This is a genomic window from Paenibacillus sp. T2-29, from assembly GCF_052921365.1.
In genome coordinates, this window is the sequence record NZ_JBREVE010000011.1 from 47372 (window position 1) to 72817 (window position 25446).

22 protein-coding genes and 1 pseudogene are annotated in these 25446 nt (G+C 45.6%); 8 read left to right on the forward strand and 15 right to left on the reverse strand.

The features are described 5' to 3' along the window. Positions 1-438: 438 nt before the first annotated feature. Both ACU1JV_RS23355 and ACU1JV_RS23360 read right to left on the reverse strand, forming a co-directional pair. Entirely contained in the window at positions 439-2220 is a 1782-nt protein-coding gene (locus ACU1JV_RS23355) for a SulP family inorganic anion transporter (protein WP_129549807.1), read from the reverse strand. Between the two features lie 28 nt (positions 2221-2248). Beyond that, positions 2249-2578, reverse strand: a complete 330-nt coding sequence (locus ACU1JV_RS23360; protein WP_007431533.1) for an ArsR/SmtB family transcription factor — start codon at positions 2576-2578, stop codon at positions 2249-2251. Between the two features lie 542 nt (positions 2579-3120). Here ACU1JV_RS23360 and ACU1JV_RS23365 point away from each other — a divergent pair. The 3 genes from ACU1JV_RS23365 (at position 3121) to ACU1JV_RS23375 (ending at position 7278) form a co-directional block, all read left to right on the forward strand. Continuing rightward, positions 3121-4578: an RtcB family protein gene (locus ACU1JV_RS23365; RefSeq protein WP_413986826.1), complete on the forward strand. Its 1458-nt coding sequence runs from the start codon at positions 3121-3123 to the stop codon at positions 4576-4578. Further along, positions 4578-5861 carry an AAA family ATPase gene (locus ACU1JV_RS23370; RefSeq protein WP_013372524.1) on the forward strand — a complete coding sequence of 428 codons (1284 nt, stop codon included), beginning with the start codon at positions 4578-4580 and terminating at the stop codon, positions 5859-5861. The genes ACU1JV_RS23365 and ACU1JV_RS23370 overlap by 1 nt, the downstream gene beginning before the upstream one ends. Positions 5862-6120: 259 nt before the next feature. After that, positions 6121-7278 carry an MFS transporter gene (locus ACU1JV_RS23375; protein WP_413987508.1) on the forward strand — a complete coding sequence of 386 codons (1158 nt, stop codon included), beginning with the start codon at positions 6121-6123 and terminating at the stop codon, positions 7276-7278. Between the two features lie 86 nt (positions 7279-7364). On the opposite strand, the gene ACU1JV_RS23380 is transcribed toward ACU1JV_RS23375, so the two are convergent. From ACU1JV_RS23380 to ACU1JV_RS23390, 3 genes are read right to left on the reverse strand one after another with little or no spacing between them, the layout of a single operon-like run. Further along, positions 7365-8117, reverse strand: coding sequence for an amino acid ABC transporter ATP-binding protein (locus ACU1JV_RS23380; RefSeq protein WP_013372526.1), 753 nt, complete (start codon positions 8115-8117; stop codon positions 7365-7367). A gap of 14 nt (positions 8118-8131) precedes the next feature. Next, the gene (locus ACU1JV_RS23385; RefSeq protein WP_013372527.1) at positions 8132-8800 is read right to left on the reverse strand and encodes an amino acid ABC transporter permease; all 669 of its coding nucleotides are present in this window, start codon (positions 8798-8800) and stop codon (positions 8132-8134) included. Positions 8801-8817: 17 nt separating this feature from the next. Further along, entirely contained in the window at positions 8818-9669 is an 852-nt protein-coding gene (locus tag ACU1JV_RS23390; RefSeq protein WP_013372528.1) for an amino acid ABC transporter substrate-binding protein, read from the reverse strand. 279 nt (positions 9670-9948) lie between these two features. Between ACU1JV_RS23390 and ACU1JV_RS23395 the strand changes: the two genes are divergently transcribed. Continuing rightward, the gene (locus tag ACU1JV_RS23395) at positions 9949-11241 is read left to right on the forward strand and encodes an MFS transporter (protein ID WP_013372529.1); all 1293 of its coding nucleotides are present in this window, start codon (positions 9949-9951) and stop codon (positions 11239-11241) included. Between the two features lie 127 nt (positions 11242-11368). Here the strand turns inward: ACU1JV_RS23395 and ACU1JV_RS23400 are convergent, their stop codons facing one another. Beyond that, positions 11369-11626 carry a GlsB/YeaQ/YmgE family stress response membrane protein gene (locus tag ACU1JV_RS23400; RefSeq protein ID WP_413986827.1) on the reverse strand — a complete coding sequence of 86 codons (258 nt, stop codon included), beginning with the start codon at positions 11624-11626 and terminating at the stop codon, positions 11369-11371. Between the two features lie 297 nt (positions 11627-11923). Between ACU1JV_RS23400 and ACU1JV_RS23405 the strand changes: the two genes are divergently transcribed. Next, positions 11924-12187: a YkgJ family cysteine cluster protein gene (locus ACU1JV_RS23405; RefSeq protein ID WP_209446902.1), complete on the forward strand. Its 264-nt coding sequence runs from the start codon at positions 11924-11926 to the stop codon at positions 12185-12187. A gap of 36 nt (positions 12188-12223) precedes the next feature. Beyond that, positions 12224-13180 (forward strand): acetylxylan esterase, encoded by a 957-nt coding sequence (locus ACU1JV_RS23410; RefSeq protein ID WP_413986828.1) that lies wholly within the window; start codon positions 12224-12226, stop codon positions 13178-13180. Positions 13181-13323: 143 nt separating this feature from the next. Here ACU1JV_RS23410 and ACU1JV_RS23415 read toward each other — a convergent pair whose 3' ends face one another. Beyond that, a complete protein-coding gene (locus ACU1JV_RS23415; protein ID WP_413986829.1) occupies positions 13324-13647 on the reverse strand; it encodes a DUF3817 domain-containing protein in 324 nt (107 codons plus the stop codon). 152 nt (positions 13648-13799) lie between these two features. Between ACU1JV_RS23415 and ACU1JV_RS23420 the strand changes: the two genes are divergently transcribed. Further along, the gene (locus ACU1JV_RS23420; protein ID WP_013372535.1) at positions 13800-14804 is read left to right on the forward strand and encodes an LLM class flavin-dependent oxidoreductase; all 1005 of its coding nucleotides are present in this window, start codon (positions 13800-13802) and stop codon (positions 14802-14804) included. Positions 14805-15129: 325 nt separating this feature from the next. On the opposite strand, the gene ACU1JV_RS23425 is transcribed toward ACU1JV_RS23420, so the two are convergent. The 4 genes and pseudogenes from ACU1JV_RS23425 to ACU1JV_RS23440 form a co-directional block, all read right to left on the reverse strand. Next, positions 15130-16734 (reverse strand): cellulase family glycosylhydrolase, encoded by a 1605-nt coding sequence (locus tag ACU1JV_RS23425; protein WP_413986830.1) that lies wholly within the window; start codon positions 16732-16734, stop codon positions 15130-15132. Positions 16735-17118: 384 nt separating this feature from the next. Next, on the reverse strand, positions 17119-17370 hold the full coding sequence (locus ACU1JV_RS23430; RefSeq protein WP_013372537.1) for a hypothetical protein: 252 nt from the start codon (positions 17368-17370) through the stop codon (positions 17119-17121). Positions 17371-17533: 163 nt separating this feature from the next. Beyond that, a complete protein-coding gene (gene dhaK / locus ACU1JV_RS23435) occupies positions 17534-19294 on the reverse strand; it encodes a dihydroxyacetone kinase subunit DhaK (protein ID WP_413986831.1) in 1761 nt (586 codons plus the stop codon). A 1-nt stretch (position 19295) separates the two neighbouring features. Then, positions 19296-20431, reverse strand: a pseudogene (locus tag ACU1JV_RS23440) (glycerol dehydrogenase). 188 nt (positions 20432-20619) lie between these two features. Between ACU1JV_RS23440 and ACU1JV_RS23445 the strand changes: the two are divergent. Then, entirely contained in the window at positions 20620-21651 is a 1032-nt protein-coding gene (locus ACU1JV_RS23445; RefSeq protein WP_025676099.1) for a PocR ligand-binding domain-containing protein, read from the forward strand. 105 nt (positions 21652-21756) lie between these two features. Here the strand turns inward: ACU1JV_RS23445 and ACU1JV_RS23450 are convergent, their stop codons facing one another. The 4 genes from ACU1JV_RS23450 to ACU1JV_RS23465 all read right to left on the reverse strand — a co-directional run bounded on the left by ACU1JV_RS23450 (position 21757) and on the right by ACU1JV_RS23465 (position 25426). Further along, positions 21757-22422, reverse strand: coding sequence for a hypothetical protein (locus ACU1JV_RS23450; RefSeq protein WP_413986832.1), 666 nt, complete (start codon positions 22420-22422; stop codon positions 21757-21759). 50 nt (positions 22423-22472) lie between these two features. After that, positions 22473-23405, reverse strand: coding sequence for a DUF2167 domain-containing protein (locus ACU1JV_RS23455; protein WP_337682881.1), 933 nt, complete (start codon positions 23403-23405; stop codon positions 22473-22475). A 499-nt stretch (positions 23406-23904) separates the two neighbouring features. After that, complete coding sequence (locus ACU1JV_RS23460; RefSeq protein WP_013372543.1) at positions 23905-24681, reverse strand: hypothetical protein; 777 nt, start codon at positions 24679-24681, stop codon at positions 23905-23907. 232 nt (positions 24682-24913) lie between these two features. Continuing rightward, positions 24914-25426, reverse strand: coding sequence for an RDD family protein (locus ACU1JV_RS23465; RefSeq protein WP_013372545.1), 513 nt, complete (start codon positions 25424-25426; stop codon positions 24914-24916). Between the last annotated feature and the right edge of the window lie 20 nt (positions 25427-25446).

Sequence of the window (25446 nt, forward strand, 5' to 3'; positions counted from 1 at the left end):
AATAGCCTCTGGTACTCACCTCCTTTAAAAAAATAGATTCTGGGGTGAAATCCATAGGTCATATTCTAAGGTGAATAACCTTTGGTGCAGACCGCAAGGAACGACATTCAATTAAGAACTGTGGACAAGTCTGGAAGAAAGTAAGTGAAAAAAATGAAGAAAAAGGTAGGGTAAGATACTAGAAGTGATCGAGGAGGTTGATAAGGATATATTAAAATACAATTTAAAACAAAAGAATGAAACATATGGTATCTTTTGAATCTAGTATAGTGTCATAAAATCAGATATTCAAGCATTTTTTTGAATTTTATTCCTTTTTTTCTTGAAAAAATTGAAAAACCTCTTCCATTTTCAAAACAAATGCGGGTCTTCTTCGTGCATTTTGTTTCGGATCATAGAAGAGGTTTTTCGGCATTCAGCAGCAAAAGTAGAAAAGCGCTATCTGCCGCTATTTACAGGTATGGGAACCGAAACGGCTCCTTCTGGAAAGGAAGATTTGGTTTCCTGGGTTCTACGACACAGGCTCGTACATTCTCGAAAAGCCATTTGTCTGCACCCACTGCACCGATCCTGATTTACCATTGCAAGAGCTGCTGTTAAGGCCTCTCCTGTATGTTCAAAAAAATGATTTTGTCCGATCATGTCGTAGCATCCGGTTTTATGCAGTAATTCCAGCGGTTGAGGCTGGAGTCCGGACACAAGCACTGTTCCACCAGACTTTCGGTATTTTTGTATTAATGCAGTAAAGTTAGCTTCTCCCGTCATATCCATAAAAGGGACCTTTCCCATACGCAACAACAAAATCCCTTGCTGGAGACCAGTCTGTCCCCCTACACCTGAGTTTTCCAACGCTGAAGCTGCACCGAAAAATAGGGGGCCTTCCACATTATAAATAGCCACCTGCGGGCAATCATGCTGCTCTGTGACCATATGTGCGCCTACCTTTTCATGCTTTACAGAAGGATCAGGAAGCACCTTATCTACTGAAAGTGTATTACTCATACGTTTGACAAACAATACAACTGCCAGAATCAGGCCGACCTCCACAGCCGTTGTCAGCGTCGTAAAAACCGTCAGCAAAAAGGTGACGACCAGCACAATAGAATCTGCTGTCCGTGTTTTGAGGATGTGCGCAAAATGCTTGCGCTCACTCATATTCCAGGCCACTACCATCAACACCGGTGCCATACTAGCTAACGGAATATTAGATGCATAAGGTGCAAAAAGCATCAGAATGAGGAGTACAACGACCCCATGCACAATACCTGACATAGGAGAAACCGCGTTGTTGCGGATATTGGTGGCCGTACGGGCAATGGCACCTGTCGCAGGAATACCGCCGAATAGTGGTGTCAGCAAATTGGCAATCCCTTGTCCAACCAGTTCGCGATTGCTGTTATGGCGGTCTCCCGTCATCCCGTCAGCTACCACCGCTGAAAGCAGTGATTCAATAGCCCCCAGCATCGCAATAACAAGTGCTGGCGGCAAGAGCTTCACGATTAATTCCCACGTCATTGCAGGAATATGCAGCTCAGGCAAAGATGCCGGAATTGCGCCATAAGCAGAGCCAATCGTAGCCACCTGCCCTGGAAAAAACAAAGCTGCCACCAGCGTTGACAAGAGTAGGCCGACCAGTGAGCCAGGTATCTTGGGCCATTTTTTAGGCACCACAATAAGTCCAGCAAGACAGATACAAGCTGTCAGGATGCTGTACACATTGAGTGAAGGAAGCCGATGGATGATCTCTGCCATCGAAGGCAGAAAGGTTTCATGTCGCTCTACCCCGCGCAAGCCGAGAAAGTTAGCAATCTGACCACTGAAGATCGTCACGGCAATCCCGGCCGTGAAGCCAATGGTTACGGGCTTGGGAATAAACTTAATCAATGCCCCCAGCCTTAGAACACCCATTATAATGAGTATAATACCTGCCATAAAACCAGCTATAAGTAAATTCTCATAGCCGTACTGCATGACTATAGCCAGCAAAATCGGAATAAACGCACCTGTAGGTCCTCCGATCTGAAATTTGGACCCACCCAGTAGTGAAATCAAAATTCCCGCTATGATGGTTGTGTACAGACCATATTCCGGCTTTACCCCCGATGCAATGGCAAACGCCATACCGAGCGGGATAGCCACAATCGCCACGATGCTTCCAGAAATTAAATCCTTTCGTAAAGCCCCTGCGTTATAGCCTTCAAACCTTCCTCTCCACTTCATCCTGTAACCCTTCTTTTCTGTAGTAGCATTACTTCTCGTTACGTATGCCTTCCAGCAACGAGATCGCTTCGACTAAATGATTGTCAAAAATTCGCCGCGCCACCGCTAGCAGCTCCGTTAAGAGCGGATCACGTAGTGAATACACGACCGTTGTGCCTTCCTTGAAGCTGTTCACCAAATTTTTAGCCCGTAAAACAGCCAATTGCTGCGATACGGCAGAACCTTCGGAACCAAGCGCAGTCTGCAGCTCGTTCACATTCCGTTCCCCTTCACTCAGCACCTCCAAAATGCGGATGCGCAGAGGGTGAGCCAATGCTTTGAAAAAGTCAGCCTTAAACTTCTGGAGATCTCCTTCCATTCCTGCGCCGTCCCCCTCACAGAATTGTTTCATAACGATCAACAATATCTGAATATTTGAATATTCAGTACAATAACAGCTTTGGGTCAATTGAACTATGATGTTACTCACACTTCACCATGCGTATAGTCACATTTTTCCACACTTTTATCTTTCAGGGTTGACAGCTTCCACAGGTTTCCATTAACATAACAATTAACTTTAAGAAAAGGGGGCCGACAGACATGACCAAGCTTTACACGATAATGACAATCAGTCAGCATGATACAATCACATATTCGAAATTTCGTCTCATCGGCCCCGTTCGGGCAACATGATGGGGGTATCACGCTGTCTGACGGCGTGATATGCCAGGCTTTTTTTATTTTGTATGCTATTGAAAGAACAGGTTATTTATATTTTTATGATGTACTAATCATAAAATGTAATGACACTTTCGGTGCAGGAAGCCGTAGACGACAAGTCTGCGGCTTTTTTGTTTTTTTCAAATCTTTTTTTACGATGTTATGAATTTACATGAAGAAGGGAACTACCCATTTATTATGAATATACAACCTACGACCAATTCATCTTTTCATGAAGGACCATACAGCCACCTGATGAAGCTTCCGGCAGGGGATCTGACCGTGTACGCTTCGCAGCAACTCTTTTCCTCACTGGATTACAAAGTGTTCGAGATGGCTAATAACAATTTACAAATTCCAGGTATCCGCTATATGGGATACACACCGGATGTACATGTAGGCGTCGGAACCTGCATCGGTACAACTGCGGTATGGGGAATGGAAGACGGCTATGTATCTCCCTCCATCGTCGGTAGCGATATCGGCTGTGGCATGCGCGTACACCTGACCAATCTGCACAAGGATGCCTTGAAGGAAATCAAGCTGCGCCGCAAGCTGGTTAAGACGATCGACAAATACTTGCCGATGGAAGCCCACCAACGCGGACATTATTCGGATATACGGCTGGAGCATATTGTACGCAAGGGTTTGCATGGCTTACCTAATAAATATATTCCGGATAGCTACACTCCTAAGAAATCCACCTCACTGACCCATGTAGAGCACAGTAAGTTCTCCTTTGACGAGGAAGTGCTGAATCTCGTCGAAGATCGTACTTGGCACCGGGCTCATCGGCAGCTCGGCACGCTGGGTGGAGGCAATCATTTTGTCGAAATTCAGGCGATTGAAATTGCAGAAGAAAATAGAGAAGTCGCTGAAGCTTGGGGGATGTTCGACGGTCAGGTGGCTGTGATGATTCATTCCGGATCACGTGCTTGGGGGGGAGCAGTCAGTCAGACCAGTTCATCTGCCATTGCCAAAGCGATGAGCCGTCTCGGTCTCGGCACCTCCGATCCGAGACTGGTATTCGCACCGCTGGATCATCCCGAGGCAGCACATTATGTGGATATGATGTATTCAGCGCTGAATTATGCTGTGGTGAACCGACATCTGATTGCATACTCCGTGCGAGAAGCCTTCCGCGATGTCTTTGGTACAAAGTGCGAGTTGCGTACTCTGTACGATCTGATGCACAATTATGCTTGGGAGGAATCCCATCCGGATCACGGTAGCGTGTTTGTACATCGTAAAGGTGCGACGCGCGCTCTTCCAGCAGGACACCCCGACAATCCGCGACCTTATCAGTCGACTGGGCATCCGGCCCTGATCCCCGGTTCTATGGGGACTGCCTCTTATATTATGGTAGGTTTACCAGGCGGTCAGGATAACTTTCACTCCATCTGTCATGGAGCGGGCCGTATTCGCTCGCGATCTGCAACCAAACGGCTCGTGAGTGTGGACGATTTTGCAGGCGCTCTGGGTGTAGGGACAGACGACGAAATTGTGGTCAACCAGGCATCTCTGGAAAGTATTATCGACGAATCTCCACAAGCCTACAAAAATGTAGATGATATTATTGAAAGTGTTACCGGGGCAGGACTTGCAGCCGTTGTAGCCAAATGTAGACCGCTGGCCGCCCTGAAAGGAGCAAAATAATGTTGAGTATAGACACCCCAGCTATTTATGAATTTGACGAACGTACAGATGGACGCATTACCGGTTATGCTGCTTATGCCCGTCTGATCGACGGTATTAGTGAAGCACTTTATAACCGCTATGGCGTAAAATATGAGTTGTACGCCAGTGATGATCCCAATATTGAGTATTGGGATTTGCTGGAGGAGGATATTCGTTCAGGCAGCCCTGAGCTGGAGCATGTGGCACGGGTGTTCGATCGTTTGGAGGAACGCACCATCCAGTATGACGATGACGGGCCAACTCCTGAATACGGTGTGCATCTGTCGATGCGTAACAATGTATTTGCCTATCCCAAATGGGGGATTGCACTGGCACGAGTTCCCTTTTTCCGTGATAATGGCGTATATAATGAAGATTATGTGTTTGCCATAGGCGACCAGGAGCTGCAAAGCTTCCTCGCAGGCGTACGCGGTCGTGAACGCAAGCAAAATATGAAGCGTGTCACCGTCTTTACCGATACAAGCCGTGGACTCTCCCGGCAAGCAGAACCGATAACCCGCGCAATTACGCGGGATGACGTGATTTTGAAAGCGGAAATCAAGCGGGATATCTTCCGATCACTTGATCAGTTTTTTGAAGCGGATCGTACCTTCTATCAGACTTATAACATTCCTTACAAGCGTGGGATTCTGCTATACGGCCATCCAGGCAACGGTAAAACAACCCTAGTGAAATCTATTGCCAATAGCGTGCCAGGTCCGGCCGCTTACTGGCAAATTACAGAATATACAACCAGTGAATCGGTCAAAGAGGTGTTCGAGGCAGCTACTCGCCTGGCTCCGATGGTGCTGGTCATTGAGGACATTGATTCCATGCCTCAGGAGGTTCGTTCCTTTTTCCTGAATACGCTCGACGGCGCTACGTCCAAGGAGGGTATCTTCCTGATCGGAACGACCAATTATCCCGAGAAAATCGATCCGGGTCTGATGAACCGGGCGGGCCGCTTCGATCGGGCTTATGAAATCAGTTTGCCTGACGAAGCGCTGCGACTCGCGTATCTCAAGCTGCGTAACTTCCTTGTTTTTGCAGGTGAGACAGGTACACAGAAGGCGGCAGCGATGACAGACGGCTTCTCCCTGGCTCAGCTCGGAGAACTATATGTCAGTACGGCTCTAGAATGGCATGAACAAGGAAAAGCCGATATTGAGCTGATTATTAAAGGTATGCGAGGCGAGCTTGATAAAAGCCGCAAGCAGGACTGGTTAAAAAATGTATCCGAAGGACGAGTCGGCTTCTTTTGATTCATCCTTTTATTGCCTCATTATGAAATTTATGTTACATTGATAAACAATAAAGTACCGAAAGGGTGACCTTAAGCCAATGATCTACTAATCCTATTCCCAAAGAAAAAACGTAATCTTACGAATTTTCTGGATAGGATTAGTGTAGGCTTTTGGGTATTAACGATAAGAGCATTGCTTCTTTGACGGGAGCAGTGTATCTTCTTGTTCGTATGTCTGCCTCCTATCCAGAGACCAATGGATAAGGAGGTTTTTTTGTATAAAAAGAATACTCGCAATTCTCATGATCAATATATTCATTGTGATGGTCGGCGTGGGTTTGATCACCCCTATTCTGCCGGAACTGATCATTGAATTTGGTGCCAGTGGGCGGGCCATCGGTTTATTGGTGGCAGCCTATGGCATAACGCAATTCCTGCTCTCGCCCATGACCGGGCAGCTGTCTGATCGATACGGAAGAAAAGTTTTTATCGTCGTAGGTGTTATTGTTTTTGCTGTAGCTAAATTGATCTTTGCTATTGGAGATGACCTGTGGATGCTGTATACCTCAAGACTTCTGGAAGGAGTTGCAGCAGCCCTGATTATTCCACCCATGATGGCATATGTAGCTGATATTACAACAACCGAAGAACGTGGCAAAGGAAATAGTCTACTAGCGGCAGCGATGTCATTTGGATTTGTCATTGGTCCAGGACTTGGAGGCCTTCTTGCAGGATATGGAACGAGAGTGCCACTGTATACAGCAACAGGTGCAGCTATGATTGCAGTTATTTTTTCAATCGTTTGTTTACCTGAAAGTTTATCGAAAGAACAAATGAAGGCAGCACGAGCAAGAATTAATCATCAAAGAGAGTCTATTTTCAAACAGTATGCAAGGTCATTGAAATCAAAATATGCGATGTTCTTTGTCATTGTCCTGGTGATGACTTTTGGACTTGCTAATTTTGAATCCGTTCTTGGTTTATATGTAACGAATAGCTTCCAATTTTCACCGCAAAATATTTCAATCCTTCTAACTGCAGGTGCTGTGATCGGCGTCGGTATGCAGGCATTAGTTGTTGCTAAAATGATCCATCAGTTTGGTGAAAAAAGGTTGATCAAAGGCTCGCTTCTCTTCACCTCTGCTGCTTATATTTTATTTCTCTTCGCCAAAGATTTTTGGAGTATCTTTCTTGTGACTTCCCTTATTTTCTTTGCTACAGCTATGCTTCGTCCAGCTCTTAATACACAATTGTCGAAGATGGCAGGAAATGAGCAAGGATATGTAGCTGGTATGAATAATGCCTATATGAGTGTCGGGAATATTTTAGGTCCTACTCTAGCGGGATTTTTATTTGATGCGAATATGTTCGCTCCATTTTTAACAGGCTGTTGCATTCTTTTGATTACCTTCTTGATTACATTAAAAATGAAATAAAAGAGGACAACTGATGAGCAAAAGGCAGCTACGGGTGCGAGGCTTTATTTTTCAAATGCCCAGCTGTAGCTGCCTGTCTGTTCAGTTTATTCCGTTTCCCCACTCAGTCGGTTCAAAAACTGGATGGCCCGTGGGCTGGTTGGCTGCTCCAGCACCTGATATGGCGTACCCTGCTCAATGATTACGCCCTGATCCATTAAGATTACATGGTCAGCAACCTCTGCCGCGAACTTCATTTCATGGGTGACAATAACCATCGTCATCCCTTCGGCAGCCAACTGCTTCATGACCTTGAGCACCTCACCTACCAACTCGGGATCAAGAGCAGAGGTCGGCTCGTCAAACAAAAGCACCTCAGGTTCGACCGCCATTGCCCGGGCAATACCGACCCGTTGCTGCTGTCCTCCCGACAATTGATGTGGATAGGATTCCGCTTTATCAGCCAATCCCACCTTCTTAAGCAGCTCCAATGCATGTTTGCGCGCTTCGTCCTTGCTTTTTTTCTGAACCGTGACTTGCCCCTCCATCACATTTTGCACAGCGGTCATATGGGGGAAAAGGTTGTAGGATTGAAATACCATCCCTGTCCGCTTACGCAGTGCCAAAATGTTTTCTTGTCGAAGCTTCGTTCCTTTCGCAAAACTCAGTGCAATATCACCTACCTGAATTTCTCCCTGGCCGGGAACCTCCAGCAAATTCAAGCAGCGTAAAAGCGTTGTTTTACCAGAACCGGAAGGACCGATAATTACAAGCACTTTCCCCTTATCCAACGTCACGTCAATCCCCTTAAGCACTTCCAGCGAGCCGAACGACTTGTGTATATTACGAATTTGGATCACCGGTACAATCTCCTTTATCTAACGGAAAAACGGCTCAGACGCTTTTCCAAATAATTTTGCAGCACAGTCAATATCGTACTAAACAGCAGGTAAATAACCCCAGCCTCGGTATACACTAATAACGGTTCGTATGTGGTAGCTACAATCTGATTAGCCGTTCTGAACATTTCCACATAGGTGATAGTGGCAGCCAGTGAGGTATCCTTTACCAAACTGATGAATGAATTGGCAAGCGGAGGCACCGACACACGGGAAGCTTGGGGGAGCACGATCCGCCTCAGCACTTGCCAGCGTGTCATCCCCAAGGAGTATCCTGCCTCCCATTGACCCTCCTGAATGGAAATAATAGCCGCACGCATAATTTCAGAGCTATAGGCCCCCACGCTGAGCGTAAAGCCGATCACTGAAGCAATAAATGGGTCCAGTGTAATACCCACCGAAGGTAAACCATAGAAAATAATATACAATTGCACCAGCAAAGGAGTTCCTCGAATCACCCATACATAAAAGCCGAAAATCAGCTTGAGTATTCTCCATTTGGACAACCGGGCGAGTGCAGTGATCAGCGCCAGTAGGAGTCCCAGAGCAAATGAGATCAGGGTGAGCGGAATCGTAAAAGAAACCCCTGCTTTTAGCAGAGGTAATAATGAATCCATAATAATTTGTATTTGGCGATCATCCATTGTACAGACATCCTTTATTATTTGGACACATCGGCTCCAAAATATTTTTCAGAAATTTTCAGATACGTACCGTCAGCCTTCATATCAGCCAACGCTTTGTTGACTGCCTTGATCAAATCTTCGCTGCCTTTATTAAATACAGCTGCACTGTGTGAAGCATCCGCAGATTCGTCCACCTTTTTGATCGGAGCATCAGGCTTTTGCTTTTTCAGATCCAGATAAGACAATCCGTCGTTGACGGTCGCATCTACCCGTTTGGAAGTGAGGAGATCAATAGCTTGGTTGAATCCTTCGGTTGCTACAATTTCCGCACCGTTGCTTTTTGCGATTTGAGTCAGGTTGCTAGTCAGGGATTGCCCTGCCTTTTTACCTTTTAGATCCGAAAATTTCTGGATGTCCGTATTATCTTCACTCACGATCAGAACTGCCTTAGAGACAATGTACGGATCGGAGAAATCATATTTTTGCTTGCGCTCATCTGTAATAGACACTTCATTGAATACTGCGTCAAACCGCTTGGAGTTCAAGCCTGCAAATATTCCGTCCCATTGCGTCTCGATAAATTCCGGTTGCACACCCAGGCGCTTACTTACTTCAGTTGCAATATCGACGTCAAAGCCTGTCAGTTTGCCAGCAGCATCATGGTAAGTAAACGGAGCATAGGTACCTTCCGTACCGATTCTCAGCTTGCCACTGGCTTTGACAGATTCAAGAGTAGCTGCAGCCGTTGTATCTGCTTTTCCATTATTAGAACCGTTCTCTCCAGTAGATGCATTATTCGTGCCCGCGCCTTTATCATTGTTGCCGCAAGCCGAAACCAGCAATGCCATCACGATGAATACAATCGGCAAAAAACTAAATTTTCTCATGTTATCCACACTCTTTCCCTTTTTCTTGATCACCTAGCGCAGGCTAGTCATTGAATAGTACATCATTCATTTTCGCGCGTCAATGCTTTTATCCAATAATCCCTATCCAAAAGGTAAGTTATATTTTTTTATCATCTAAGGCTATTCTAGGTTGACTCAATCATAGGCAGGCTATTCATTTTCACTCCCCTCGCAGCAACTTTTTGTGTACCATTACATAAGAGATTTCGTATAATAGGTTTTAAAATACAGATTAGAAATATTTACCGGAGTGTGATCATGGATACCCATAATACAACTTTATCCCCTGAAGGAAGGCACTCAGCCTGGGCTACCTTTACTTCACCTTTAAAGCAATCCAAAGCGTTCACCCTCTTGTGGCTTGGACATTGGATCGCTATGTTAGGAAGTTCTGTTACGACAGTCATTTTGCCACTGGTTATCTATTCTCTGACAGGCTCGACCACCATCATGGGATTGGCGATGACGGTTTATATGCTGCCAAACGTACTTATTCTTCCTTTCGCAGGAATGATTGTGGACAGAATTGACCGAATTCGCCTCCTTCTGTTCACGAATGTCGCCCGCTTTGGTCTGATGCTCGTTGCATCGGTGTTGATGTTTACGGACGGGATGAAGTTGCCGTTCCTATTCGTTGGCCTTGCGTTGTACGGATTGATGGATGGTATCTTTAATCCGGCTTATTCGGCCTTACGTGCACAAGTGTTCACACCGGACATCCGCAATGCTGCCAATGCACTAAGTCAAATCAGTATACAAGCCGTTCGTCTACTCGGTCCTCCGCTAGGAGGCTTTATTGTATCCTTTTCCTCCCCGGGTGTCGGCTTTGGACTGGATTCTATCGCTTATCTGGTATCCTTTGCCTGTTTTTGGATGCTAAGTGCTCATTTGGCCTCCATCATCGGTAAACGTCAGGCCGATTCAGAACAGGAAGATCAGGGTGGACAACATTTTCTCAAGGATTTTATAGCAGGCTTTGCTATTCTCAGAAGTCATCCTTGGCTATGGATTACGATTCTCGCCTTTTCTTTCATTAATATCTGTTATTCAGGTATTATCGCTGTGCTCATCCCGTGGCTGTTCAAGGTTCATCATGGCTATAATCCAGTCGTATACGGCATTGCAATGGCAAGTAGTGGCATTGGTGCCATGCTGGGAGCCTTTGTGTATGGATCACGCAAGCATTGGAAACACCGCGGTCTGCTCGCTTACTTAGGAGCTTTTGTCAGCGGTCTCGCCTTACTGCTGTTGTCTATAGTCACCTGGATGCCAGGATTGATTATGAGCATGATGCTCGAAGGATTTGGCATTATGATTTTTGCAATTATCTGGGAGACAAGCCTGCAGGAATTAGTCCCCGCTGAATCCTTTGGACGTGTAGCCAGTCTGGATTTGATGTTTTCCTTTGCACTGCTTCCTGTCGGCTATCTGGCCGTAGGTGCCGTGGCGGACAAGCTTGGTGGCATCCTCACCATTGGTATGTTTGCAACCATCGGCATGTGTATCGTGCTGGGCGTGCTAATTGTTCCTCATATCAGACGGTTTCAATAGGGGAATATGTAACCTTTTCTCCAAAAAAAGCTGCTCCCACAGGTTCATTTGTGAACCTTGCGGAAGCAGCTTTTTTCCATTTTGACTCGCGTCCCATAGGGACGAGTCTATTCAATAATTCATAAAGTTAACCTCTGCTCCGTCCAACGGAACGGAAGATCAAGCTCACAATCACGACTAGCACAATCGCACCAATTAATGCAGGAACGATGTAGAACGATCCGATTTCAGGACCCCAGTCTCCCAGAATCAAGCTACCCAACCATCCACCGATAAAACCAGCGATGATGTTACCAATCACGCCACCCGGAACATCACGACCTGCGATAATTCCTGCAAACCAACCAATAATACCGCCAACAATCAATGCCCATAACCAACTCATTTTGCGTCACCTCGTTTAAGTTTTTATCGTTGTGTTCTATTATTAACCACTCGAACTCCTTTTGAACACACAGAGACCAATTGGTTAATATTACCACGCAATGGAACGCTGATTTGGGGGCTTGATATCATCCTACGTGCCTCCCAGATTATTTATGCTCTTTGTGTGAAAAGTGTGTCTCCTATTCGTTTATCCTTGTATTCCTGCTTTTTTTGTGCCATCCTCACATTATGGCTTCACTGAAGTCACTTCATGCATAAGTTACAAAAATAACAAATTATTAAGGAGTGACCCCCACTGGAGTGTCGAGTAGGATGTGCTGCATGTTGCATTGCCATTACGATTTCTTCCCCTATTCCCGGCATGCCAGACGGAAAACCTGCTGGTGTTCCATGCCCTCAGCTCACGCCTGATTACCGTTGCCAATTATTTGGAAAACCCGAGCGTCCTGCCGTATGCAGTGGCTTTCATGCGGATAAGGATACATGCGGAGACACTAATGAAAGAGCATTTGAGCTGCTGAGAGAGCTGGAGAAGTCCACTTTACCAAGTAAAACTTAAGGCGAACTCATTCGATATGAAGGAGAATTTTTGATTATGAATGTTATTGAAAAAAGAATTGCCGAATTGAAGCAGTACGGTCCCGATCTTACCACCCCCAAAGATATGGATTTATTTTGGGACAAAACACTGAGAGAAGTTCACGCCAAACCTGTACATGCATTCAAAACGCCCGTAGAAACCCCGTATCCTCATATGAGGGCCTATCGGGTCACTTTTGAGGGGGTCGATGATACGCCTCTGCATGCCTGGTATGTACGCCCCCGATATGCTGGAGATCAAAAACTTCCATGCATCGTTCTGTTTCATGGCTACACCGGCGGAAAGGGCTATCCTGAAGATTATTCATCTTGGCTAATGCTTGGTTTTGCTGTATTGGCGGTAGATGTTCGTGGTCAGGGAGGAGAAACGGGAGATCGTCGGAATGATCCACACGGAACCGTTAAAGGCTGGGTTACGAAAGGAATATTGGACAAGGATACCTGCTACTACAAAACGATTACAACCGATGCCCTTAGAGCCGTAGATTGGGCGGCGGAGCAGTCCGATGTCGATGCAGATAAAATCGCAATAAGTGGCGCCAGCCAGGGTGGTGGACTTGCATTAATGGTGGGTGCGCTCAGCGATAAAGCTGCTACTATAGTAGCGGATATTCCTAATATGTGTCATATGGATTTTGGCATGATGAATTCTACCAGTTCACTGACAGAAGCTGCCGAATTCGCAAACCGCTTCCCCGAGCATTTGGAGCAGGTACTACATACATTGAGTTATTTTGACGTGATGAATTTAGCTCATCGCATTCGTATCCCGGTCATGTTATCTGTAGGGTTGAAGGATACGGTGTGCATGCCAGAGACGATTTTTGCTGCTTATAACCGCATTGAATCACCAAAAACAATTGAAGTTTATCCGTTCACCGGACATTGGGTAGAAGGTTTCCATAGACGCAAGACGGCTGAATTTTTAGTTCAAATCTTAGCATTAGATTGAGTTAACAGTTTCCTCCGGTTCCGGTGCATAAAAAAAGAACACCACGCATCTATCTGCGTAATGTTCTTTCAACTGCATCGGAGCCAGTCCTGCTTACTCTGACAAGCTCCTCGACACTTCACAGCAAAGCATCTCTGCAAAGTTTACGATGCAGTTCGCTGTTCTGCTGCCGAATCCCCTGTCCATTTTCGCACCCAAAAAAAATCCATAATCATCAGGCCAAACGGAATGAAGGATGCAAACATAATGAAAAGAGGCCGCCGTATAGACCAATGCAATGCGGTTTTTCCATAGATCAGAGCAACGAGGAGCAACAGAAAGCTCACCCGGTATATGTTACCAATCACCATAACCGCTTGGGTCATGCCCGCAGCTTGCAGCGGCTGGTGGGTGAATAGTATCGCCAAATACGCTATAGCTTGAATCCAGAGCATGAGCCGGACACGCCCCAAAGGTGTTCTTAACACAAATTCAATCCCCTCTCCATGAGCAGGAATGTTCTCTCATCCCTTATGCATCTTTTATTATAACGAAAAGATCCACAAACTCCAACCTATCCATTTTTGAATTTTGACCAAATGAGTTGTGTTTGATACAGTTGTGTAAGAGGTGATTATAAATGCTTAAACTGGGTATACTGGACCAATCTCATATTCCTGAAGGCGGTTCCGCTCAAGATGCATTGTCTAATACAACAGATTTAGCGCGTGAAGCTGATCAACTGGGGTACAGCCGCTATTGGGTATCCGAGCATCATGCATCCAAAACACTAGCACACTCCAGTCCCGAGGTATTGATTGCCCATTTGGCCGCTCATACATCGCGTATTCGTGTGGGTTCAGGCGGTATTATGCTACCACACTACAGCGCATATAAAGTAGCTGAAAACTTCCGTCTGCTGGAGGCGCTCCACCCAGGACGCATTGACTTGGGGATTGGGCGTGCTCCAGGCGGCTTGCCGCTGGCTACTCGCGCTTTGCAGGAAGGGAAATACCAAGCTGTCGAACAATATCCACAGCAGATTCTAGATTTAATCGACTACTTCCATGATTCGGTGCCTGACAATCATCGGTTTGCTGGTCTTCACGCCTCCCCGATGATATCGACCGTTCCTGAATTATGGTTGCTTGGCTCCAGTGGGGAGAGCGCCAGATTGGCCGCGATGATGGGTGCCTCCTATGCCTTTGCCCAATTTTTCGGTACTCCGGGCGGCGTAGAAGCTACCGCGCGTTACCACGAGCAATTCATGCCTTCGATTTTAGGAGATAAGCCCCGCTCTATGGCGGCAGTTACGGTAGCCTGCGCTGAAACTGAAGAGGAAGCTGAGCAGCTGGCGTCCAGTGCTAGTTTGTATTTCCTTTTACTCATGCAGGGTAAAGAAATGAATTCTCTTCCATCGGTGAAAACAGCCATGTCCTATCCCTATACAGAATTTGATCGTGAGCGGCTGCGTCAGTCCGCAGCATGGCGTGTTGTTGGCACTCCTGAACAGTGCAAGGAACAGCTGCTGAGACTGGCTGAGCAGTATCGCACCGATGAGTTACTGGTCGTTTCATCCATTCATGACTTTGATAAACGTGTTCAGTCCTACCGACTGCTGGCCAAAGCTTTTAATTTAGTATAAACAGACGGTTGAACTGAGGCTAATTTTCAAAAACATTAAAACCCCCGCCTGCCTATAATGGCAACAGCGGGGGTTTGTTGTAGAGGATCGGTTCATTAGAACCAACCCATCTGTACTATAGAAGTAGTGTAGACACCACAAAAGTTGAATGTTGCATGGTACTTTGGTAGTATATCCAACGGAACGAAAGTATGAGTTGTTTACTTCTAAAGTTCCATCATCCATATACCAAAGGCTCATACGCTATACTTCATATCTTCAAAAGAGTGCAACCAAAAGTCCCATCTTTTTACTCGTTCCCAACTAAGTTTGTCATGGTTAAATTCTAGGGCTCTATGCCCCATACCAGCTTACCTTGCTGATATACGGTGCCTTGGTCCCAGTCTGCGAATTTTGTCTGGGCAGCTCCATAGGAGTAATCGTTAGTCTCATCAAAGTTACTCCAATTCGCCGCATGAATACGAGATTGAATCTCTCCAGTTTCGCCGCCGGGCTGGATCGTTCCTGCTCCATCTGTGAAAGAAATTTCTACATATTTATCTGCCTTGGACTTCGGATTTGGCAAAGTTACAAAAGTTGCTTTTACCTTTTCATTACCAATTCTGGCCCAGTCTACAAAAAACTGCTGAGCTTGTTTGCTCTCATCTGTGTAATAGTAGCGAATTTTCAGGTCACTCAACTTCACAGCTGTTTTTCCGGTATTTTTGATATTAAATTGAGGCCGGATTGCATTATCCTTGGCGTTCGTGTCATCAGTGCGATATTGAAGCACAATCCCTTCATTATTACCGCCTGGTGTACTTCCACTGTGATCGCCACCGTTGTTTCCACCATTGTTATTACTACCATTGTTGCCATCTCCGCCGCTATTCCCGCCGTTGCTTCCTCCACCATGATTGCTGGAGCCTTCCAGAATCGCCTGTTTTACAAATTTGCCGGAAGCCGTTAATTGTGAATCAGGCCATCCACCCTTGCGGTCAGCACCAGGCAACAGGGCAGCAGAGGTCTCATTTTTGTCGGAAAGCGACCAATTGGCCCAACTGATTTTGCGACTGGCCATAAAATCAGTCCATACTTTGGATTCATTCAGGAACGGACCACCGTTACCCGAAGCGTCACTTGTACCCCACTCGGTAGCAAAAATGCCTACACCTTTGTTCAGGGCATAATCAATCCGATCACGTAAAGATTGTCCATGCGTACCCGCATAGAAATGCACGGTATACATTGTATTTTTATCTGGAAGCGGATGGTCTGCTGCATCATGTACATCCTGACTCCAAGTACCTGTTCCTACAATAATAATATTATCCGGGTCTTTAGCTCGAATAACCTGAGATACCTCAGATGCATAAGGTCGGATTTGATTGTTCCAGTTTACATTCCCATTCGGCTCATTAGCAAGTTCATAGATTACGTTAGGCAAATGACCGTACTTCGTGGAAAATTCATTAAAGAAAGCTTTGGCTTCATTTTTATGAATGTTCGGATCGCCATCTGAGAGAATGTGCCAGTCAATAATGACGTACAGGCCCAGTTTCTGTGCTGCCTCAATTGCTTCCTTCACTTTATTTTTCAATGAAGGGTTGGCAATATAACCATTTTCTTCAGTGTACAAGGCAACTCGAAACACGGAAATGCCCCAATCGTCCCGTAACCATTTCATAGTGTCCTGATTCACCAGATCCCCAAACCACTGAACGCCATGAGAACTAATGCCCTTGAGCTGTATAGGTTGTCCATTTTTATCCACCAGTTTACCGTTCTTTACTGAAAGTTGTCCGTAACGTTCCACAGGGGTCGTCCCGGCCGCCTCTGCTGTCGGCGCATTCCAGTTGAACCCATTCGTTAACGTCAATAGCAACACTGCTGTTAACATTACTGCTACTCTTTTTACGATCCTTGGCAGGACCCATTGCCCATTCATCATTTACACATTCCTTCCTTTTAATAAAGTAGATAAGACTTATCAGTACGTTGTTCTCCGCTTTTTCGCCCCCTCTTTTATACAATAAAAGGATCAGGTCCAACATTCGATGTCACTTACCTGTATATGGATGCTACTACTATTATAGTTAGTTTCATGTTACGTTTCGACTTTATCCCAGAAAATGAACAAGAAGTCACGGTTTTGGGATATGTACCCATTAGTTGCTACTATAGAGCACTGAAGGGACAAAAGTCTCATTTACTTATTAAGTTTAACCTAAAAAAAGACTGCTTCCCGATGCCTAGGCTCGGTACAGCAGTCTTATCATGATCTTATATGTGATCAGATAATATTAACAATTCGTCTTAATGTATGATGTCCCTATTACCCCTTAGCGGCAGCTTGAGGTTCTTGGGTTGCCTGATCTTCGTTCATATCGCCGCCATCCGTCGCTTGATCTGTCAGTACAGTCTCAGATGAGTTACCCATTACCTTGTCTATAAGTTGTAGCCAAGGTTCTTCACTGCCTCCACAACTCTCAATATCACCGAGCAGGGACTCTAGCGTGGTTCCTTCTTCTGGCAAATCAATAACTAAACTGTCTTCGTCAACTTGGATGGTGCAGCAGGTTTTCATTGTAAATCCCTCGCTTAATTCTTATTTGAGCATGCAGTATGCTTGCTCAGATGGGATGAACTCCCACGGATCCAGGGATAAGCCTTTTGAATCCGTCTGAAATTATAAACCTAATGCATCCCAATTGCAATGAACAAACCTTGAATTTTTAAGAATTAGCGAATCAATTCAAACATTCAGCAAGCTCTGTAAAAATTACTCCAAGCGCATAAGCCCCCGCATCTGGATAACCAAGGCTTCTCTCTCCGACCGCTCCGGCACGTCCCATACGCGCCACAATGTTTTCTGTCTTTTTGGCCCCTAGTACAGCGGCCTGAGCACCTCGTACAAAGGCTGCCTTCACATCAACATTTGATTTCGCGCTCTCTACCCAGCTATCCGCACATGGCACTAATGCATCAATAAGCGTTTTATCACCAACGACGGCTCCTCTGCCGAAAGAACGTTCGCCTGTCGACTGTATGCCTTGCACCGTAGCCTGCATCAGATCTGCGAATTCGGTAACGGTGAGCTCGTTTCTTTCGCCCGCAGAGCGTGCTGCTGCGCGAAATGCCGAGCCCCAGATCGGGCCCGAAGCACCGCCGCAGTATTCCATGATGACGAGCGAGCATGAATGTAGAAAGGTTCCCATCGTCAAAGAATCTTGGTTTAGGATGTCGCTCCATTCCCGTTTCAGCTGACGAAATCCCTTAGCAACACTCATGCCAAAGTCACCATCGCCGGCATGAGAATCAAGCTCGCAGAAAGGCACCTCATTCTTGATGATAACCTCACTCATTTTGTCAACCAGGTAGATCAGATTGTTCAACGTAATCTTGCTATCCTCAATAATTGCAAAGGCAGGAGCGGTTTCCACCTCAAAAGATACTTGCCGATTTTCGTCTGCTACAGTTGAAAGCTCCGTGAATTCAACATGATCAACAGGTCCAGACACTTTGAACGCCGGCGCGTTGCTTTCATGGGAAAGTAGCGTTTTCAACTCGCCGTCCAGCTTCATGATCGAAACTGAGATGCCCGCCATATCGATACTTGTCATATAATTGTTGACGAAAGCTCGATTGATCTTGATTCCCTTCGCTGCTAGTTCGCGAGTGACCGCATAATTGAAAAGATACAGTTCTTGCAGAGGCGTACCGCCAAAACCATTGATCAGCAGTGCAATTTCTCCGCTGAATCCGTTTTCGATCTGCATGTCTCGAAGGAGGTCGGTTACCATTCTGCGTGCCAACGTATCCGCATCTGTCAGCTTCTCGCGTCTGATTCCAGGCTCGCCGTGAATGCCCACGCCGTATTCAATTTCATCAGGCCCGAGCTCAAACGTTGGCGAGCCCTTCGCCGGCACGGTGCACGACGTCAATGCGAATCCGATACTGCGTACATTCGCAGCGGCTTTCTCCGCCACTGCTTTGACTTCCGCCAGACTACGGCCCTCTTCTGCAGCTGCACCCGCGATCTTATGCACAAGTACCGTGCCCGCTACACCGCGTCGTCCGACCGTATATAGACTGTCTTCAACAGCGATGTCGTCTTCGACCTTTACATAGTCCACTTCCAGACCATCTTCAGCAGCCAAATGGGCACCGTTTCTAAAGTTCATGATATCGCCGCTGTAGTTTTTGATAATCAGCAGTGTACCCTTTTTCCCAGCTGTCGCTCGGATGGCCTGATACACTTGAATTTGTGAAGGAGAGGCAAAGACATCACCGCAGACCGCCGCATCGAGCATCCCTTTGCCGACAAAGCCGGCGTGAGCAGGCTCGTGCCCACTGCCTCCGCCGCTGATGAGCGTTACTTTCTCCGTGTTCAGTTCCTTTTTCTTGAGCACTTTATATTTGGGTAGAAATTCCAACTCGGGATGCGCGAGTGCAAGACCGCTACACATCTCAAGAACCAAGTTTTCCGTACGGTTGATGACCTTTTTCATGCTATTTTACCTCCGCTTTGTACTGGCTGCCGATCCGGTCGGCCGCGGCAATTGCCGCTGCAACCTGCTCCACCGTGATCGGAAACGGCATGGCATGAATTGATTCCTCTTGAATGCAGGCTTTAGCAGCCACTTCTATGAGTTCTTCCTGGCTGATATGATCGACGCCGATATCGGCCAAACAGACCGGCAAACCGATAGTTAAACAGAAATCCAGTACCTGATGTAATTCTTCCGTCGGTGCATTTTCGAGCACCAGCTGTGCGATCGTACCAAATGCGACTTTCTCTCCATGGTAATAGTGGTGCGTACCTTCCAAAATGGTGAGTCCATCATGAATCGCATGGGCCGCAGCAAGTCCGCCGCTTTCGAAGCCAAGACCTGAGAGTAAAATATTAGTTTCAACGATATTTTCGAGTGCTTGTGTAACTTGATTTTCATCGCATGCCGCTTTGGCTTTGGCACCGTCTTTTAGGAGCATTTCATAGCATAGCGTTGCAAGTGCCAACGCCGCATTCGTACCTACGGCTGGCGCACACTGTCCCTCGCGTACTCCATTAGGCAGTCCAGCGTTGACCCTGGAGTAAGAGCGGGAGGTCGCACGGGCTTCAAAGTATGTCGACAGTGCATCACCCATACCTGATACGAGGAATCGGGTTGGTGCATTGGCAATTACAGTGGTGTCGACTAATACGACACTCGGGCTTTGTTTAAAATAGGCGTAATCGTCGAAGGCGCCTTCTGGAGTATAAAGAACGGCCGAGTGACTTGTCGGCGCATTTCCGTCGCAGCAATCGTCGGACAGATGATAAGCGCTTCCCCTTGAGCCACACATTTCGCCGCATCAATCGCTTTGCCGCCGCCGAGACCAACGATGCAATCACATCCATTCGCAGTGGCGATTTCCTGAAGTCTAGACACTTCCTGTCTGGAGCACTCACCCATAAAACCGCTTTCAACAAAGGTTACGTTATACTTTTCCGTAGTGGAATCAAGCTTATCTTTCACCCGCTCCACATCGGCTGGATGCGCGATCAGTAAGGCAGATTTGCCGAAGGTGCTCACATAGTAACCCAAATTTAACAATTCGTTTTCACCTTGTACATATTTGCTTGGGCTGATAAAAGCTTTTCTCATCTATAATTCCTCCCTTTATTGTGTTGGTTTCGTTCTGATTTAAACTATAAACGAACCATGTGAACTTTACATTGGAGGAATCAAGGAATATATTATAATTTGCAATTGTATTTTTTTGCACTGAAGCATGTGAATTGTACTTTTTTGTTGTTGCTTACAGGATAATTTACCATTAAGGGATGAGAATCTTGATACGTGAACATTTGAGCATCCAGAAAATCTTTGATTTGGAAAAGTGGGAGCAGTTGCAGGATTCATTAGCATCCGTTACCAAATTAGCCATTCTCACCGTCGATTATAGAGGGAATCCCGTAACTAGCCACAGCCAATGTCAATCGTTCTGCAAGAAGGTTCGCCAAGATGAGAATCTCCTTCCCTACTGCCAAAAATGTGACTCTCGTGGTGGACTTGAGGCCGTACGTTCCAACAAACCTTACATTTATCTCTGTCATTATGACATCGTTGACATCGCGGTACCGATCATTATCGACGATAAGTACATCGGCGCCGTCATGGCAGGCCAGGTTCGCCTAGCTGATCCTTCGAGCGCTTTACAGCTGGAACAGATCCTCACGTCAAAAAATGAAAAGCTGTACAGTTCCAAATGGGAGGAACTTAAGGACTACTATGCCGATCTGCCGACGATGACTTATCAGGAAATTCAGATGATCTCCAACATGTTATCCTTATTGTGTAATTATATTGTTGAAGAAGCGATGAACAAAAATCTTCTCGCGGAAATGTTCGAAAAGGCTTCGGCCATAGAATCCACTCCGCAGTTGTCCGAGATCCTTCCTGGCTACTCGCTGAAGCATATCGAAAGCCTTAAGAAAGAAATGAATAATATCTTAGCAGATGCCTATCTGAACTCCTCAGGGGATGAGGATATTCCGTGCGGAAATCCTGTACTCAAACCCGCTTTTGAATATATTTATGAGCACAAGGGTGAAACTTTCTCTCTAAAAGCCATGGCTGACTTGTGTCACATTAGTCCGAGTTATTTTAGTCGGCTGTTTGCGAAAGAAACGGGTGAGAACTTTTCCAGCTATCTGTCCCGCTTAAAGATGAAATGGGCGAAGCAGCTGCTCGAAGCCACAGATATTCCGGTATCCCAGATCAGTAGCGAGCTTGGCTTCAATGAGCCGGGGTATTTTATTAAAATATTCAAAAAATATGAAGGCACAACACCTGCGGTGTACCGAAAGTATTACAAGGGATAAATAAACGAAAAAACAGATGATTCATGGGTATATTGTTACCAGAATCATCTGTTTAAATTGGTCTTGGCAAAGCTCTTATCTAAGCTACATATCTGTGTGTACTGATCAGGCTGCCTGAGATAGTGGCTTGCGCTCGATGATCAGTTTAGTGCTTGGCTTGATGGCTCTTTTGACGACCATCATTAAGGAAATCAATACAATTACCCCCATAAAGATAGCGACCGGCATATATCCCGTATACGAAATCAGCTCTACAACCGGGTACAGGATGGCAGGTACCCTGAACGAATACTCATCAGCCGTCTCCATATAATACGCTAGCCAGGAGAGAAAGCCCCCGATCAATAATGTGTATAGAAAAAAGACGATCGACGGTTTCATAGATGCCCAAGCTGTATTCGTAGATTGCTCATAAGTGTAATCCTCTTTCATATAGCTGTACAAATGCTGTACGAACGCGTCCTTTTCGTCACTGGCAAATTCCATTTTCACTTTTTCAGGTGTGGAGCTACCTGCTTTTTTATAGGTAAGAAGCAATGTATCATCAAATTTGGTCAAATTTGTTTGCACGCTTTCTATTGCATGTAATGGAATACAATGATCATCATGCTCCATTTCTTCCATCGTCACAGTTCCTTCGGAAAGCTGCACACTGATTGCTTCTGCCTGAGCCTGAGCCAAATCGGTAAGAATGGCATGAGGATGAAGAATAGCAAAACGTTTATTATCCAATTTATAAATTTTCGTTTTCTCATCATCATGAACGGACATACAAATCCCCCTTTTTATCAGCAATTTTATTATGGTGTGTTTCTTTAGAGCTACCGTAATGTTTCTGACTGATCCTGAGCATTCGTTTCATTGTGCAAGGATTCTGATTTTTTCTTGCGAAATAATTTGGCAAAAAACTTGCCTATCACACCAAACACACCTGCACAAGCAGCACCAATAAGGACGAGCACCTTAATTCCCGCGCCCTTAAAAAAAGCAATGATTAATGCCAACAAGCCTACCTTTTTAGCTACTGCCAAGCCAGCTCCTCCCAAGATCAGTCCAGTCAGGCCATACTCAGAAATTTTGTCTGTTGAAGCATTAAAATCCTCGTATCGCTCACCTGATTTGACTGTCAACTTGGGTAATATTTTCTCATTCAAAAACTTCTTATCCGCCTCCAAATGTGCAGGATCGGACACTAATATGGCAGAGATATAACCCTGACGAGTGAGCACGCGAACATTATAATTAATCAGCTTTTCCTTGTTCCCATCCTCCGCCAGCATAGACCAAGTTAGATTATGAGTCGCTTCATTATAAAAAGGCTCCACATCCCAGCCTGTAACATACAGGCGATCACTTTCCGCCTTTTCCTTGTTACTCTCTTCCGTACCTTCTTTATAACTATCTAGAATGGCATCTGCATCGATATCTTCTTTTTCATCATCCTTGATATGTCCAAGTTCATAATATTCAAAAACAACTTCCCAATTTTGATTTTCATCCTTCGGAAATATACTCCCAATTTCCTTGCCAGATGGCTTTTCGTGATTCATCTCGCTTACCTTTGCAGTGTTAGCCGCATCCAAAAAAAGAAGAGATGAGTCTAAATCAACCGTAGCCACCTTTCCTAGGTCTACCTTTCGGCCACCTTCAACCCATTTTAATTGTTCACTGGATGAAGCCCACGCGTTTCCTCCACAGAGTAACACCAGACTAAGCGCCAACAGCGCTCCCAAAATCGTTTGGCTCCATCTCATTTTGTTGTTACATTTGTTATCTAGTCTCTTATTCAAAACTCATTACTCCTTTATAAATTCCAATATCTCCCGTGTCCCCAACCATATTAGCCACTGCTTTATATTTTGTCAATTCACAGTAGCAAAGGGCGTTTCCAAGACTTAATACTCATTTTTATACATATGTATGCAAATTTCTACTCTAATCGGACTGGTTTTACAAGGTATAGAGGAGCGATATGAAAAGACTCATCATGGACAAGCACAATTGCGTAATGGCTGCAACTTATCCGTTCAAGTCTCATCTAGCATATAAAATGTCGAATTTCAGCAGAATAAGAAATGTACACTTCACTAAACAAGCGACTATAGTCTTAGTGACTTTATTCCTGTTTTTTATACATATGTCATCTTTTTTATTTAAAAGAATGTATAGGCTTACACCGGATTGATTTATCAAATGCCGGGACATAGAAGTAAAGATAGAGGGGATGCACACTCCACTCCTCTATCAGTTATTTTAATCCACAATCATCCGTCCGGCTCCGCCGCCCTGCCAGCGGCCTGCTGTGCGCTTCCCCCGTCCGGCTCCTTCCAAAATCAACACTAGCTGCCTATGGAGCTGAGCATGTGAAAATTCCTTATATTCCGCACCACTTCGGTTCGCAATATAATGCTGGATAGATTCTCTGTCCACAGCCTCCAGGTTCAGACACATCAGTGCAAACATACAATCCATCGGATCGTTTGTACCGCTTTTGAGCAGTTCGGATGCAAAGTAGCGCATCGTTTCCGGGCGCAATGTGCTTTGATACAAGCCCGCAAACGGGACATGGATATCACTCCATGTATTAAATTCAGTAGCCATATCAGCAAAATCCTGATAATTGGAGCGAAGCACGGCTCCATCTTTGAGTTTGAACCGGCCCAGCTCCAGTTCATCCAATCCGATCTCAGCCTCGGCCTCCAGCACAATATCTGCATGATGCATGGTGAAATCCGGGCGATCTGTTTGTTCCAAAAAAAGCAGCTTCAACACCGACAGCCGCCCCGTGGCTGCATACGGCACTTCCTGTTCCTGCTCTAGCAGGTATAATCTATTCTTGTGCTTTACAATGCCTCTGCCTACGGTCAGCGCATGTTCCCCAACGGTCACGTTCATTCCGGTAATAATGCCATCCGAATAATCCTGATATCGGATATCCAGAAAGCTACGGGGGTAATCCCGCAGATTTTCCAGCATCTCGGTTTTGAGAATACGACCTTTTTCAAACTTTGGAACGATATGCGTTAACATGGGGTTCCCTCCTTTCTCTATTCTTCTTTATTTAGGGGAACAGATAGCCGATTCACACCGGGCGCAGGCGGCGGGACTGTAACTCCATCATCGGTGGTGGGTGGAGCTTTACTTACTCCAAGTAATCCAATAAATAGACGAAAATTCTTTTCTATACATCTGCGTAAATCCATCGTGTTCCCCCTGATTGAAGACTGAGGTTCATTATGATCTCAGAATTTATTACCTACCTTTACATCCCGGCTCCGCGCCCAGCCTGCTCGCGAAGTATATAATTCAGCTCACGCTTGTCCACAACATAGGTACGGGCGATCAGATCGTGAAGAGCCTGTTTTCTAGCTGTAAAGCCTGCCATGATAAAACCGATCCACAAAATGATACTCGATACAATTTTACTCCAGTAGCGGGCACTCGCACGTCCAAAGCTCAGCTTTTGGTTAAATTCATCTACTACAACGATACCAAGAGCCAGTTTGCCCACCGTAGCTCTGCATTTGGACGATTCCATGATCGCAAAATACAGCCATGAAGCCCCCAAATTCATCAAAGTTTGTCCCAATAATTGCATGGTAAAAATAGCAGTCGGCCCGTTTGTCAGCATAGAGGTTTCTGCCGGAGATGGCACCCAATCTCCAATGGCCTGAATGATGATCCAGACCAGTCCGATTATCATAAATACAAATCCTAAAATAAGGATGTCAATGATATAGGCTAAAGTTCGTTTCCAAAAACCTGCATACAGCATGTTATTCCCTCCAAGTGTTG

Bases quoted from the DNA above. Each gene is read 5' to 3' on its own strand.
- ACU1JV_RS23355 (WP_129549807.1), bottom strand. From the start codon at position 2,220: ATGAAGTGGAGAGGAAGGTTTGAAGGCTATAACGCAGGGGCTTTACGA.
- ACU1JV_RS23460 (WP_013372543.1), bottom strand. From the start codon at position 24,681: ATGTTAACGCATATCGTTCCAAAGTTTGAAAAAGGTCGTATTCTCAAA.
- ACU1JV_RS23410 (WP_413986828.1), top strand. From the start codon at position 12,224: ATGAATGTTATTGAAAAAAGAATTGCCGAATTGAAGCAGTACGGTCCC.
- ACU1JV_RS23450 (WP_413986832.1), bottom strand. From the start codon at position 22,422: ATGTCCGTTCATGATGATGAGAAAACGAAAATTTATAAATTGGATAAT.
- ACU1JV_RS23390 (WP_013372528.1), bottom strand. From the start codon at position 9,669: ATGAGAAAATTTAGTTTTTTGCCGATTGTATTCATCGTGATGGCATTG.
- ACU1JV_RS23395 (WP_013372529.1), top strand. From the start codon at position 9,949: ATGGATACCCATAATACAACTTTATCCCCTGAAGGAAGGCACTCAGCC.
- ACU1JV_RS23420 (WP_013372535.1), top strand. From the start codon at position 13,800: ATGCTTAAACTGGGTATACTGGACCAATCTCATATTCCTGAAGGCGGT.
- ACU1JV_RS23365 (WP_413986826.1), top strand. From the start codon at position 3,121: ATGAATATACAACCTACGACCAATTCATCTTTTCATGAAGGACCATAC.
- ACU1JV_RS23385 (WP_013372527.1), bottom strand. From the start codon at position 8,800: ATGGATGATCGCCAAATACAAATTATTATGGATTCATTATTACCTCTG.
- ACU1JV_RS23465 (WP_013372545.1), bottom strand. From the start codon at position 25,426: ATGCTGTATGCAGGTTTTTGGAAACGAACTTTAGCCTATATCATTGAC.
- ACU1JV_RS23430 (WP_013372537.1), bottom strand. From the start codon at position 17,370: ATGAAAACCTGCTGCACCATCCAAGTTGACGAAGACAGTTTAGTTATT.
- ACU1JV_RS23425 (WP_413986830.1), bottom strand. From the start codon at position 16,734: ATGATGAATGGGCAATGGGTCCTGCCAAGGATCGTAAAAAGAGTAGCA.
- ACU1JV_RS23455 (WP_337682881.1), bottom strand. From the start codon at position 23,405: ATGAGATGGAGCCAAACGATTTTGGGAGCGCTGTTGGCGCTTAGTCTG.
- ACU1JV_RS23360 (WP_007431533.1), bottom strand. From the start codon at position 2,578: ATGGAAGGAGATCTCCAGAAGTTTAAGGCTGACTTTTTCAAAGCATTG.
- dhaK (WP_413986831.1), bottom strand. From the start codon at position 19,294: ATGAAAAAGGTCATCAACCGTACGGAAAACTTGGTTCTTGAGATGTGT.
- ACU1JV_RS23370 (WP_013372524.1), top strand. From the start codon at position 4,578: ATGTTGAGTATAGACACCCCAGCTATTTATGAATTTGACGAACGTACA.
- ACU1JV_RS23400 (WP_413986827.1), bottom strand. From the start codon at position 11,626: ATGAGTTGGTTATGGGCATTGATTGTTGGCGGTATTATTGGTTGGTTT.